Below are 13,591 nucleotides of genomic sequence, written 5' to 3' on the forward strand. Positions count from 1 at the left end.
TTCTACAGCTTCAGTAAGCACATCACTCAAGGGAGTCAATATGAGTAATCACAGCACCATTTTGCAACACCTGCCCGTTGGCGAGAAAGTCGGTATCGCTTTTTCCGGCGGGCTGGATACTTCTACAGCTTTGCTGTGGATGAAACTGAAAGGCGCATTACCTTACGCCTATACAGCCAATCTAGGACAGCCGGACGAAGATGATTATGATGCCATTCCTAAAAAGGCACTAGAATATGGTGCAGAAAAGGCTCGCCTGATTGATTGCCGCACACAGCTGGCACATGAAGGAATCGCCGCTATTCAAAGCGGTGCCTTTCATGTTCACACCGGCGGTATGCCGTATTTCAACACCACACCATTAGGGCGTGCCGTGACCGGTACCATGCTGGTAGCGGCCATGAAAGAAGATGAAGTGCATATCTGGGGAGACGGTTCAACCTACAAAGGCAATGATATAGAACGTTTCTATCGCTACGGACTGTTAACCAATCCTGCTTTACGCATTTATAAACCGTGGCTAGATCAACAGTTTATAGACGAGCTGGGCGGACGACATGAAATGTCTGAATTTCTCATAGCTCAGGGCTTCAACTACAAAATGTCTGTAGAAAAAGCCTACTCCACTGATTCCAACATGCTGGGCGCAACCCATGAAGCCAAAGATCTGGAAATGCTCAACAGCAGCATGAAAATTGTGCAGCCCATTATGGGCGTAGCATTCTGGGATGAACAGATAACAATTAAACCTGAAGAAGTAAGTGTTCGTTTCGCAGAAGGCGTACCAGTGGCATTGAATGGAATTGAGTTCAATGATCCTGTAGCACTGATTATGGAGGCCAATCGTATTGGTGGGCGCCATGGTCTCGGTATGACCGACCAGATTGAAAACCGCATCATAGAAGCCAAATCACGCGGCATCTACGAGGCACCGGCAATGGCTTTGCTGCACATTGCCTATGAACGCCTGCTGACGGGTATTCACAACGAAGACACCATCGAACAATATCGTATTAATGGTCTGCGTTTAGGCAGATTACTGTATCAAGGGCGCTGGTTTGATTCACAAGCACTTATGCTGCGCGAAACAGCTCAGCGTTGGGTAGCCAAAGCCATTACTGGTGAAGTGACATTGGAACTACGTCGCGGCAACGATTATTCCATACTCAATACCGAATCTCCGAACCTTACCTACCAGCCAGAACGGCTTAGCATGGAAAAAGTTGATAATGCCGCTTTTTCTCCTGCCGACCGTATCGGCCAGCTCACTATGCGCAATCTGGATATTATCGATACACGCAATAAACTCGGTATTTATACACAAAGTGGGTTGTTATCAGTTAATCAAGATGCATTGCTGCCGCAATTAACCGATAAAAAAGACACGTTGTAATATTTATTAAGCTTTAAACCGGATAGTGTTGGTTCACTATCCGGTTTTATTTTTACCTGCAATCATTTGCACCAAGATAGAACCTAATATCTTAACCAACATAATTTGAAGATATAAAAATTTTGTTTTTAATACATTAAGACGATCAATTTCTGTGAGTAAATATTTAAAATCAAGCTTGCAGCACTTCATAAGCTTATAGACTTACATTAGAGAGATAAAGAGAAAATTACGCTTCAGAACGAAGCATTATCAATAATGATAGATATGTATCATTACCGTATGAATCGTTATATTATTTGTATAAATACATAATGATGAGTTGATTAATGAATAAAACAGATAATTTTAGTCGCCATGGCTTTACCATCATCGAAGGGCTGATTACAGAAGACCAGCTATCTCAAATCGAACAGCAACTAATACAATTTAAATTAACTAATGCTGGAAGCCGGGAATTACTCACCCAGCCGTGGTGCCAGCAGCTAGCTGAAACATTAAAAATGAATGCTCAGCTTGCGCATTTGCTGCCAATAAATACTGTAGCCATACAATGTACATATTTTAAAAAAACGGCTGAAAAAAACTGGTTGGTGGCTTTACATCAGGATTTAAGCATTCCTGTCAGACACTACTTATCCGCAGAAGGGTTTAGCGGCTGGTCTCACAAACAGAATATGCTGTTTGTACAACCGCCCATACAATATATGGAACAATTGGTCGCAGTGAGGGTACATATTGACGATTGCTTACATGAGCATGGGCCACTGAAAGTGGTTGCAGGTACACACCGTGATGGAAAAATAGCAGAAGCAGATTTGCCTCGGATTCGCGACCAAATAGGTGAGCAGGAATGTACAGTAGTGAAAGGAGATGCGGTAATCATGCGTCCACTTATCTTACATTCATCTTCTAAAGCAATCCAGACCAATGGAAGAAGGGTGTTACATTTTTTATTTGCGCCCGCCACACTGGCTGAAACCATTCCGTTTCAATTCTGTGTCTGAGCATTGATTAATCACAAAATAAAGCAACCAAATTAATGCAATAAAATTTGATTTTTGTGCAGTAAATACCAGACCCATTCTTTTATTTATTTTCTACTCTACTTAATCAGCCTTGATTAAGCAAAAATATTATATTTATTTCAAAAATACAATTTGAGTATGCTAATCAACAAAGATACACCATTGCTGATAAATTATTTACAACCGCAGTATCTTTCATCTTTAGATGGGTTCAGAACAGCCCATTGTTTTCTGGATTAACCATAACAGCATAAATTTTTAGATATCCGCTAGGGTACAAGTGCGTTGCCATAATGATGTTTTACAGCGTAAATGGCCAACATAATGCAAAGGATAAATTGGTACGACAGAAGGTATATCACCACTACGCATATGAAGTAAATCTGCAGGCGCTACCCATTCAGCAGGCGTATTGGTTAGCGGCAGCCCAGCATAACGATACGCTGCTACCACAAATTGGGAGCAGAAATAGCGGTCAGAAGAAAAAGGGGTGACCTGCACCACTGCCATGGTATTCAAGCATAAATGGCGAAAGGCACGAGGTATAACGGGCAGCTCACATACTTTGCGAGTAATAGTATATGGGGTCTGTTTGGCAATACCTAGATAATTGTATTTACTACCCGCTTCAGCCTGAGCAAAAGCACGAATTTTTTCTGCCTGCAACTCGGTTAATTGCGGATGGCGATAAACCACCAGTAAGGGGCTTTCATCCACACTTTCTGCAAGTGACATAATATGCACACCACTGCCAACAGCTTCGGCAATTTCACCCTCTCCCAAGTATAGAAAGGCATGACTAATCGATGTATTACCAAATAGACGTAGTACGCGCGAATTAAAACTGGAATCGGCGGAAAATAAAATATCACCCACTTGCAAATCCATTGGCTGCACTAGAACTATGCCAGTTTGTGGAGCCGTATTTTGGCGCTGAAACTTTACTGCTACATGTTTTTTATCTCCTGTTGCATCAGGAACTCGCTGAAACTGTGCCGCACACGCCGCCAGCACACAACAGCAAATACATAAAAACAGCAATTTTGATTGTTTGAGTCTAGAACAGATTACATATAGTTTTTGTTTTAAATTTGCCATTATGATGCGCAGAATTGTTCCTGAAGCATTACTTATCAATGCTACTTCCCCAATATTTATGCTTGATCAAAGCCAATCTGAATAATACTTTTAAACAATACAATTAAAATCTATCAATTCTTAGTAAATACTGATTATTTCCCTTTTCATAATAACATATATTTACATAAATATTTTGATTCACTGCAAGCATTAGTTCCAATAAGATTTTTCTCAAAAGATGGTTGAACAGATCATTTTTTTATCGTTAGAACATTATTGCATAGTTCAAACTCAAACAAAAAACCCTGCTCATAGCAGGGTTTTTTGTTACCAAAGAAGCTAAAATTATTTAACTTTTTTAGCTACCATGGTGCGGATTTTAACGTCTACACGACGGTCAGGTGCGATACATTCGATCAAAGCAGCACGTTTCTTAGCAGCTGAAACTTTTTTACCCAGTTTAGCTACTTCAGCCTGACAAGATTCGGTCATACGAGCTTCGGATTTACCCAAGCCAACAGCAGAGATTTTCTCAGCAGGAACACCCTTAGAAACCAGATATTCAGCAACAGCATGAGCACGACGATCAGACAGAGTTTTGTTGTAAGCTTCAGAACCTTTAAAGTCTGTGTGACCTTCAACACGTACAACCTGTACGCTGCTGTCAGCCAGACGGGTAGCCAATTGATTCAGAGTATCAATAGCTTCTGGACGAAGTGTAAATTTATCAAAGCCAAACAAGAAGTTAGCTGATAAAGAAACAGTTTCATCAACAAATTTCGGTGCTTCTGGAGCAGCCTGAACTACAGGGTGACCACAGTTGTTACCCAGAGTAGGATCTTTATCGTCGTTGAAACGGTTTTTCACGCACTCAGGGGTGCCATCAGCACCATTTTCACGAGTGACAAGAATTTCGCCAGTACCTTTTTCAGGAGCAGAACTGGTAGTATAGCCATTGTAAGCACCAGCAGGTTCACCGGTCCAGTCGGCACCCGGTACAACACCATTGGCAAAAGCGGCAGTTGAAGCAGCCATAGCAACAATCAATGCGCTCAATTTTAGCTGTTTGGTCATGTTATTCCCTCATCAAAAAATTTGTTATGTGTTGATTCAGCCAGAAATAAGCCTGATCAATACACAAATACCATTTACAGGCCGCTCAAACCGGGCGGGTAGCTTGGTAAATCAGGTCTATACTATAAAAAACCGCAGCATAAACTGTCAATATGCAAACTACCAAGGCTAAGCTGCTAGACGACCCGCTTCCTAACTGTGCATCATGCCTAAAAAACAACTTTGTGTCACTTATTTACAACCAAATTCACACCATTACGCTAATTAAGTTGCATTAAAACAACAAGGAAGCCATAGCCTGCCTGATAGGCCGCAGCAAACGGATTAAGCTGAGAAATTGTTAAGCCAGCAATAAAAGTGTCTCATGTCAGAATGGGTAAATTGAGTTATGATGCAGATAAAGAAGCTTTTTTGTTGTATTTGAGCGACAGTAAATAATGCCAAACTTAAAGGGGCAGAAACAATATGAAGCTGCAACAGTTGCGCTATGCGGTAGAAGTATATCGTCAGAATCTGAATGTATCGGAAGCAGCAGAAGTACTGTTTACTTCCCAGCCAGGGATTTCAAAACAGATTCGCATGCTGGAAGAAGAACTGGGCGTGCCACTGTTTATCCGCCATGGTAAACGCATGGTGGCGGTAACAGCTCCGGGCAAAATTGTACTGGAAACCGCCGAGCGGGTATTGCGTGAAGTACAAAATATCAAACGCATCGGTACTGAATTTGCTGACCAAAATATTGGTTTTCTTACGATTGCCACCACTCATACTTTGGCACGTTATGCATTACCAAAAGTTGTAGCGGCGTTTGTTGAACGCTATCCTCAGGTACAGCTGAGTATTCATACTGCTAGTCCGAAAGCTATTAGCCATATGGTATTGGATGGCGAAGTGGATTTTGCCATCGGTATGGAAATGGAAGTTGAACACCCTGAACTTCGTAAACTAAGTTGTGAAGCATGGAATCGCAGTGTAATTGTTCCAGATAATCATGCGCTGCTGAGTCTCAACCGACCATTACGGCTAGAAGACATTGCTGCATATCCTTTGATTACCTATGATATTGCGTTTAGTGAACAATCTAAAATTGCCCGCGCTTTTACTCAGGAAGGCTGTAATATACCTAAAGTAGCATTGGCTTCGGCTGATACCGATGTAATCAAAACCTATGTTAAACAAGGATTGGGTATTGGACTGATCGCCAGTATGGCTTTTGACAGCTTACAGGATCAAGGACTACAGATACTGAGTGCCGAACATCTATTTGAGCCTTCATTTTCACAGATTATTCTCAGACATGATGTTTATCTTCGAGGCTTTGGCTACGAGTTTCTGACTCTGTATGCACCGCGGCTTACTCGCTCACTGATTGAGTCTGCGCTTTATTCACCTTTTGAAGAAGATTTTTCAATTTAATCAATTTTTTAAAATAAAAGCCATTTTATACAGAATGTACAAAATGGCTTTTCAATCACTATAATCAGCGATTATGGCATCAGCATGCCTCCATTGACATGTATAGTTTGTCCTGTGATGTAGCGTGCTTCTTCACTAGCAAGAAACAATACCGCTGCAGCAACATCTTCAACAGTACCGAAATGATGTAATGCAGTTTGTGCGACAAAGGAATCTCGTTGTTCCTGTGGCAGTGCCTGTGTCATATCGGTTTCAATAAAGCCTGGAGCCACACAGTTTACGGTAATACCACGCGAACCGACTTCCCGTGCCAATGATTTACTAAATCCGACCAAACCAGCTTTGGCCGCCGCATAGTTTGTCTGACCGGCATTGCCGGTGAAACCGATTACTGAAGTCACATTGATAATACGTCCCCAGCGGGCTTTCATCATGCTGCGAGTGACAGCTTTACTGGCACGGAAAGCAGATTTGAGATTGACCTGCATGATTTCATCCCATTCGGTTTCTTTCATGCGCATCATAAGGTTGTCACGAGTTATACCGGCATTATTTACCAGTATGGCGATATTGCCGATATTACTTTCGATATCTGCTATCAGATTTTCAATACTGTTTTCTTCAGCGATGCGTAATTCACGCCCTTCTCCACCGAATTTAGACAGTGCTTGATTAATACTGGCTACTCCTGAAGCAGATGTGGCAGTACCAATGACTTTTGCACCTTTTTCTGCCAAAAAGCGGGCAATTGCCGCTCCAATGCCACGAGTAGCTCCAGTTACCAGTGCGACTTTTCCTGTTAAATCCTGATTCATTATTTTTTCTTTCAGCTAGCTGCATGTGCAGTAATAAAATTTTCAATGGTCTCAACAGTCGTAAATGCAGTACAGCTGGCACTTTTATCTATACGCTTAGCCAGACCGGCCAGTACTTTACCCGGACCACATTCTGCAAATTCAGTAATACCCTCTGTGACCAGTTTGCTCACGGTTTCTGTCCAGCGTACCGGTGAATACAACTGTTGCACCAATGCCTGCCTGATTGCTTCCGGCTCACTATGCACAGCCACATCCACATTATGTAATACTCGAATTTTTGGCGTTTTGATTTCTGTTTGTGCCAACGCGGTAGCAAGTTTAGCCGCAGCAGGTTTCATAAGACTGCAATGTGATGGTACAGAAACCGGTAATGGCAAAGCACGTTTAGCGCCAGCTGCTTTAGCCAGTTCACAAGCGCGGTTAATTGCTTCAGTGCTACCGGCAATCACTACCTGTCCGGGCGAGTTAAAGTTCACTGCTTCGACAACAGATCCGGACAGTTCGGTCTGTGCCTGCAGACATACTTGCCGTACTTCATCATCATCCAGTCCTAGTATAGCGGCCATTGCACCTTCACCGTTCGGTACAGCTTCCTGCATCAGCACGGCACGCAGGCGCACCAGTTTTACAGCATCTTCAAAGGCCAGACTACTGGCTGCAACCAAAGCTGTATACTCACCCAGACTATGGCCAGCTAGCATAACAGGATTTTGGCCATGCAGCTGCTGATAAACACGCCATGTAGCGATACCTGCTGTCAGCATCAGTGGCTGGGTATTGATGGTTTCATTCAGAGCAGCAGTATCTTCGCCATTCATCAGCGCCCATAAATCCTGCTCAAGCACTGCTGAGGCTTGGTCAAATGTTTCTTTAACCACAGGCATGTCATTGAAACCGGCCATCATATTGAGACTTTGAGACCCCTGACCGGGAAAGAAAAAAGCAATACTCATTGTTTTCCTTGATATGAATAAAACTGACTTCTGATTAATTATAAATGTGGCGGTAGGTTGGCTTGCAGAGGCTGATTATGATGCAGATACATTTTTGCTCCAGCCGGTGCACCTATTGCATAAGCCAGATTGGCTTCTAGAGTCTGGGTAAACGGCCCTTTATAGATTTTATTGCCCATATGAGTGAGATTAGATTGCGCATCTATGTAGACTTTGCCGCCTAGCTGATTCCATAAACGGCAAAAACTGAAATCCTCAGATAAGTAACGTTTGGTCTGCGGATCAACCAAACAATCGTAAAAACGGTAGTGATAGCCCTGATTGGCTACACCAAGCGAATCAGGCTGATATTGCAGCTCGGGATAAGCTTCCATCAGACGGGTAAAAACCTGACGTTTTATCACCATAAAACCTGTCGGTGCTTCTGGTAATTCAATAAACCCTTCGTCATCAACCTCTACATGCACTTCACGATTCTCATCTTCGCGAGTGATATTAATGGTATAGCGTGTATAAGCAGCATTAAACTGCTGCTGGGTCATATGCGCATCAATACCATCAGGCGGCCAAGATTCCCGCTTGAGCGGATACACACCGGCAACAATATCACGATCAGACAGAAGCAGGCGCTGAAATGCTTCGGTTGAAAATCCGATGTCCGTATCTATCCAGCACAGATGCGTCCATTCGGAATGAGCCATAAACTCAGCAACACAGTTATTACGGGCTCGTGTAATCAGGCTTTCACCCTGATGCATGAATACCTGAAGGGGAAAACCGGCACGACTATGTGTATCCACTAAAGCCAGTAACGATTGCACATAATTGCCGAAGTAACGGCCATCATGGCTGGGAGACATGACAACTGGATACATACTTGCTAATGCAGTTTGAGGTAGCATAATCCGACTCTGAAAAACAAGGTTAGTATTTCAGGGTAATGGCTCCCCAGGCGAATCCGCCTCCTATTCCTTCAAGCAGCAATGTCTGGCCATGGCGGATTCGTCCGCTTCTAATACCTTCATCAAGAGCCAGTGGGATAGATGCTGCTGAAGTATTACCCTGCTCTGACAGCGTAACAATTACTTTATCCATAGGCACTCCCAGATGGCGTGCTGTGGATTCGATAATACGCAGATTAGCCTGATGCGGAATAATCCAGTCTATATCAGCTGGTTGCAGATTGGATTCTTCGATCACTTCTCTAGCCACATTGGCCAGTGCTTTAACTGCGAATTTATAAACTGCCTGTCCATCCATGTAGAGATATGGCGAACCTTCTATAGAACCGGCAGCAATCTTTCCCGGTGTTTGCAGAATTTGGCTATAACTGCCGTCTGCCTGTAATTTGGTACTAATGATACCACCTTCCTGTTCGGAAGCACCAAGAATCACTGCACCGGCACCGTCACCAAACAGAACACAAGTGCGCCGGTCATTCCAGTCCAGCAGCCGGCTAAATGTTTCGGCTCCGATTACCAGTGCGCGCTTCGCCATTCCACTTCTGATATAAGCGTTGGCTGTAGCCATGGCATACATGAATCCGGCACAAACTGCCTGAACATCAAATGCCGGACAGCCGGCAATACCAAGTTTGTTTTGTACGATACAAGCGGTAGCCGGAAATGTCATATCCGGTGTAGAAGTAGCCACGATAATCAGATCAATGTCTTTTGCACTTATGGCTGCATCGGCCAACGCTGCTTTGGCTGCAGCAACGGCCAAATCACTGGTCTGTTCATTTTCTGCGGCAATATGGCGCGCTTTAATTCCTGTTCGGGTAGCAATCCATTCATCAGAAGTATCGACGATTTTGCTCAGGTCATCATTAGTCAGCCGGCGTGCAGGCAGATAACTGCCTGTACCCAGAATATGAGCATTTAGCATGGCATAGTCTTTATTTACAACAAAGGCCACATTTTAAACAAAGTCATTTAACTTGTCTGCCTTTGTCACAGAGTGATTATTCTTCCAGTGCAGCCAGCTGCTGCGCCACACCAGCCTGAATTTTGGTGATTGAATCTGCTTTAATGGCTTTGTAAGCTTCCTGCAAGGCAAAACAGAAACCAATAGCATCGGTACCACCATGGCTTTTGATTACCACGCCACGCAGACCCAGAAAAATAGCACCGTTAAAGCGGCGCGGGTCGAGGCGGCGTTTAAATCCTTTGAGGGTAGGTAAAGCAATCAACGCAGCCAGTTTGTTGTATATGCTCCGAGTGAATTCTTCCTTAACGACTGTACCAACAAATTTAACCGCACCTTCAATGCTTTTAAGCATGGCATTGCCGGTAAAGCCATCGACAACCAGCACATCCACCTCAGATGTAAAAATAGCGTTGCCTTCTACATTGCCAACAAAATTCAAATCGCTGCGCTGTATTAGCTGGTGCGTTTCCTTTACCGTGGCATTACCCTTGATATCTTCTGTGCCCACATTGAGCAATCCCACCCGCGGTCGAGTGTTTTCAGGCGAAAGAGCGGCTACTTGCTGGCTACCTACAATGGCAAACTGTAAAAGCTGAGCACTGCTACAATCAACGTTGGCGCCCAAATCCAGCACCAGTGTCATGTGGTTGTTGCGGCCAGGTAAAAACTTAGCTATTGCCGGCCGGTCAATACCGGCAATGGTTTTCAGGACAAAGCGCGCAGTTGCCATCAGAGCGCCGGTATTACCGGCTGACACAGCAGCCTGCGCCTGCCCTTCTTTAATCTGGTTGATGGCCACACGCATGGAAGAATCTTTTTTATTCTTAAGTGCTGAAGTTGGCTCTTCATCCATACCGACGACTTCACTGGCCGGACAGATTGTAATCCGCTCCAGTGAAGCATTGGCTTTGATCAAAGCATTTCTGATTTTGGTTTCATCTCCGACCAGAATCAGGGCTGCATCAGTCTGCTGCTGTAAAAATGTCAGCGCTCCGGGAATGGTCACATCCAATCCGAAGTCACCACCCATTGCATCTACTGCGATGGTTTTTAAGGTCATAACCTATGCCTCAGGAGTTGTCTGCGCAGCTACATTTTCATAATGCTCATCAATATCAAGGGCATCCCATGGATAGTTAATCCACCAGTCATCAACCTGAATGGCACTGTAAAAAGGTAAATCTGCTGGCAACACCCCTTTTTTGGGTTTGCGTTTTTCATGCAGCACGGCTACACCAAGCTGCTGAAATCCTTCATGCTGTAATTCACGAACACAGTATTCGAGCGTGGCTCGACTGTCGTCTACTTCGTCAACAATCAGCAGTTTCTTGTCTTTCATTTTCTCGTCAAAGCCATTTGTCCATTGAATTTTCTGCGGACAGTCAGTTGGACGGTCATTGATATCGTAATAAGACAATGTAACGGTATAAACAGGAATATTCAGAAAGCTACGTAAGATACGTGCCGGAATGAATCCGCCGCCGCCAATAGCAATCATTGCATCGAATGATTGTCCTGATTTCTGAATTTTTTCGGCCAATTGCTTGATGGCTCGATGTATGTCTTCGTAGTTATACCAGATTTTTTTCATGGGAAACTCGAGTCAATATACAGCAGGCCGCTGATGGCTGCTGGTAAAGTGAAAGTATTATTTTAGCTGGAAAATATATCCTGCTAATTATGGATACAAAAAAGCCAGTGATTGCACAAGCAATGTCTGGCTTTCATACGCTCTGAATAATCACAGATGTGAGTTATTCACCTTTGGCTTTAATTACCTTGCGTCCACGGTACATACCGTTTGGGGAAATGTGGTGACGCAGATGTACTTCGCCGGTAGCGGTGTCAGTAGACACCTGTACAGCGGTCAGTCCGTCATGGGAACGGTGCATACCACGTTTTGAAGGTGATTTTTTGTTCTGTTGTACTGCCATGTTAAAGCTCCTGGAAAATTAGGTAAATTCGTTAGTGGCCGCTTTTCAGTCCTGCCAGTTTGGCAAATGGATTGCCAGCGTCTTGATTGGTTTTGGTTGCCAGAGTGTGATCACAGTCTTCATGTCGCGGAGCTACCGGAATGGCCATTAAAATCTGGTCTTCCAGAAGCGCAGTCAGATTATATTCTGCACTCCATACCACGCCTTCGAGTGTTTCATCAGCGGCCATGGCCTCGTCCAATAGCTGTTCGCTGGCAAACAGCACCACACGCGACTGGTCATTCAGCGTCCAGGAAACAGCCTGTAAACAGCGCTGACACACCAGTTTTAGTTCACCTTCTATACTGATATCGATAAAAGGACGCTGCCAACGGTCAATACCTCCGCTGACTTTATACTGGATAACGCCATCGCGTTGTGCTAAAAGTTCATGTGACCAGACCCGCCGATCCAGTGCTTGAAGCTGCAATTGACCGCTGAGTTGTTGCTGTTCACGTGTGAACGTCGCCGTATCAATCAAAATAGGGTCTAACATAAACGGCGGATGATATAATTTAAGCTTTATCATGTCAATGAGTTCGCACTTATGCCGAATGAGAAAAAGCTGATTCTGGCTTCAAGTTCATGTTTTCGACAGCAGCAGCTTAGGCAGCTGAATATCCCATTTGAAGCGGTTAAACCTGATTTTGAAGAAACACCACTTGCGGCAGAAACCGCACCACAGACTGCATTGCGTCTGGCTGGAGGTAAAGCACAGTCACTGGCTGAGCTTTATCCGGAAGCACTGATTATCGGCTGCGATCAGGTAGCTTGGTGCCGTGAACAGCAATTAGGCAAACCTCTGACCGTGGCAAAAGCACAACAGATGCTGAAATATTTAAGTGGTCAGGAAGTGATATTTTATAGTGCGCTAACTCTGCTGAATGTAGCTGAAAAGCGTCAGCATCAGCATATTGATGAAACTCGCGTACAAATGCGCGCACTGACTGATACACAAATTAATCATTATTTAACACTGGAAGCAGATGCGGTGTACTGTGCAGGAGCGGCAAAAAGCGAAGGACTGGGAGCACTGTTGATTAAACAGATTGAAACCACTGACCCAAATGCATTGATTGGTTTACCAATTTTTCGTCTGGTGGATTTTTTGCTGGCAGAAGGAATTAAAGTTCTATGAGTAATCCGGTGCTTTATCTGATTCCTACACCATTGGGTACAGCAGATACGCCTTGCCTGCTGGCACATGAACGGGAATATATTGTTGATTTGACTGATTTTGTGGTTGAAGCAGAAAAAACTGCACGGGCACATTTAAAAGCGTTTGGTGTACATACGCCGATTCGGGAGCTGAATCTGCGTACTTTAAATGAACACACCCTAGAACGCGATATTGCTGCTTTATTGGAGCCTTTACAGGCTGGGCGTAGTATGGGCTTACTTAGTGAGGCCGGCTGTCCAGCTGTGGCCGATCCGGGCGCACAACTGGTTGCACTGGCTCATCAGGCTGGTTTTACGGTCATACCGCTAGTAGGCCCTTCCAGTATTATGCTGGCACTGATGGCTTCAGGAGCAAATGGTCAGTGTTTTGCGTTTAAAGGTTATCTGCCGGCTGAAAAAAATGCGCGGATTGAACGGTTGCGCGTTTTGGAAAACCGTTCACGGCAGGAAAATGAAACTCAGCTTTTTATTGAAACGCCTTACCGTAACGATGCTTTGCTTGCTGATGCTATTGCCAGCCTGCATCCTCAAACTCGTCTGTGTATTGCCGCGGATTTAACGCTGCCTACTCAAACTATTATTAGTCAGAATATTGCTAAGTGGCGCAGCATGAAAACCTTGCCAGTGCTGAAAAAAAGACCCTGTTTGTTTGTGTTGTATGCGGGCTGATAGCTGATAGACATTTTTTATCAAATTATTTCTTCACTACCCTTGTCAAGGTACATATCGCTGCCTATAATGCACAACT

The 13,591-nt window shown here is 44.1% G+C and carries 15 protein-coding genes; 5 read left to right on the forward strand and 10 right to left on the reverse strand.

Annotated features, from left to right (window positions below; all coding sequences use genetic code 11):
* Positions 1-40 precede the first annotated feature (40 nt).
* Together argG and J3U64_RS05170 are read left to right on the forward strand one after the other, a co-directional pair.
* On the forward strand, positions 41-1,393 hold the full coding sequence (gene argG, locus J3U64_RS05165; protein WP_267404200.1) for an argininosuccinate synthase: 1,353 nt from the start codon (positions 41-43) through the stop codon (positions 1,391-1,393).
* Between the two features lie 329 nt (positions 1,394-1,722).
* Complete coding sequence (locus J3U64_RS05170) at positions 1,723-2,400, forward strand: phytanoyl-CoA dioxygenase family protein (RefSeq protein ID WP_267408536.1); 678 nt, start codon at positions 1,723-1,725, stop codon at positions 2,398-2,400.
* A 279-nt stretch (positions 2,401-2,679) separates the two neighbouring features.
* Here the strand turns inward: J3U64_RS05170 and J3U64_RS05175 are convergent, their stop codons facing one another.
* Both J3U64_RS05175 and J3U64_RS05180 read right to left on the reverse strand, forming a co-directional pair.
* On the reverse strand, positions 2,680-3,519 hold the full coding sequence (locus J3U64_RS05175; RefSeq protein WP_267404198.1) for a hypothetical protein: 840 nt from the start codon (positions 3,517-3,519) through the stop codon (positions 2,680-2,682).
* A 327-nt stretch (positions 3,520-3,846) separates the two neighbouring features.
* Positions 3,847-4,575: an OmpA family protein gene (locus J3U64_RS05180; protein ID WP_100140463.1), complete on the reverse strand. Its 729-nt coding sequence runs from the start codon at positions 4,573-4,575 to the stop codon at positions 3,847-3,849.
* 465 nt (positions 4,576-5,040) lie between these two features.
* On the opposite strand from J3U64_RS05180, the gene J3U64_RS05185 reads away from it, so the two are divergent.
* Complete coding sequence (locus J3U64_RS05185) at positions 5,041-5,991, forward strand: LysR substrate-binding domain-containing protein (protein ID WP_100140464.1); 951 nt, start codon at positions 5,041-5,043, stop codon at positions 5,989-5,991.
* Positions 5,992-6,062: 71 nt separating this feature from the next.
* On the opposite strand, the gene fabG is transcribed toward J3U64_RS05185, so the two are convergent.
* The 8 genes from fabG to J3U64_RS05225 all read right to left on the reverse strand — a co-directional run bounded on the left by fabG (position 6,063) and on the right by J3U64_RS05225 (position 12,160).
* Positions 6,063-6,809, reverse strand: coding sequence for a 3-oxoacyl-ACP reductase FabG (gene fabG / locus J3U64_RS05190; RefSeq protein ID WP_180295831.1), 747 nt, complete (start codon positions 6,807-6,809; stop codon positions 6,063-6,065).
* A gap of 8 nt (positions 6,810-6,817) precedes the next feature.
* The gene (gene fabD / locus J3U64_RS05195) at positions 6,818-7,762 is read right to left on the reverse strand and encodes an ACP S-malonyltransferase (protein ID WP_267408537.1); all 945 of its coding nucleotides are present in this window, start codon (positions 7,760-7,762) and stop codon (positions 6,818-6,820) included.
* A gap of 38 nt (positions 7,763-7,800) precedes the next feature.
* Entirely contained in the window at positions 7,801-8,664 is an 864-nt protein-coding gene (locus J3U64_RS05200; RefSeq protein WP_267404168.1) for a hypothetical protein, read from the reverse strand.
* A gap of 22 nt (positions 8,665-8,686) precedes the next feature.
* On the reverse strand, positions 8,687-9,649 hold the full coding sequence (locus J3U64_RS05205; RefSeq protein WP_267392155.1) for a beta-ketoacyl-ACP synthase III: 963 nt from the start codon (positions 9,647-9,649) through the stop codon (positions 8,687-8,689).
* A 76-nt stretch (positions 9,650-9,725) separates the two neighbouring features.
* Positions 9,726-10,751: a phosphate acyltransferase PlsX gene (gene plsX, locus J3U64_RS05210; RefSeq protein WP_267392154.1), complete on the reverse strand. Its 1,026-nt coding sequence runs from the start codon at positions 10,749-10,751 to the stop codon at positions 9,726-9,728.
* 3 nt (positions 10,752-10,754) lie between these two features.
* On the reverse strand, positions 10,755-11,282 hold the full coding sequence (locus J3U64_RS05215; protein WP_100140469.1) for a phosphoribosyltransferase: 528 nt from the start codon (positions 11,280-11,282) through the stop codon (positions 10,755-10,757).
* A 163-nt stretch (positions 11,283-11,445) separates the two neighbouring features.
* Positions 11,446-11,625: a 50S ribosomal protein L32 gene (gene rpmF, locus J3U64_RS05220; RefSeq protein WP_100140470.1), complete on the reverse strand. Its 180-nt coding sequence runs from the start codon at positions 11,623-11,625 to the stop codon at positions 11,446-11,448.
* A 31-nt stretch (positions 11,626-11,656) separates the two neighbouring features.
* Positions 11,657-12,160: a YceD family protein gene (locus J3U64_RS05225; protein ID WP_267392152.1), complete on the reverse strand. Its 504-nt coding sequence runs from the start codon at positions 12,158-12,160 to the stop codon at positions 11,657-11,659.
* A gap of 51 nt (positions 12,161-12,211) precedes the next feature.
* Between J3U64_RS05225 and J3U64_RS05230 the strand changes: the two genes are divergently transcribed.
* Both J3U64_RS05230 and J3U64_RS05235 read left to right on the forward strand, forming a co-directional pair.
* The gene (locus J3U64_RS05230; RefSeq protein WP_267404164.1) at positions 12,212-12,802 is read left to right on the forward strand and encodes a Maf family protein; all 591 of its coding nucleotides are present in this window, start codon (positions 12,212-12,214) and stop codon (positions 12,800-12,802) included.
* Positions 12,799-13,512: an SAM-dependent methyltransferase gene (locus J3U64_RS05235; protein WP_267404162.1), complete on the forward strand. Its 714-nt coding sequence runs from the start codon at positions 12,799-12,801 to the stop codon at positions 13,510-13,512. The genes J3U64_RS05230 and J3U64_RS05235 overlap by 4 nt, the downstream gene beginning before the upstream one ends.
* Positions 13,513-13,591 lie beyond the last annotated feature (79 nt).

Origin of the sequence: Snodgrassella sp. B3800 (assembly GCF_026535865.1) — a bacterium.
Lineage (GTDB): Bacteria > Pseudomonadota > Gammaproteobacteria > Burkholderiales > Neisseriaceae > Snodgrassella > Snodgrassella alvi_E.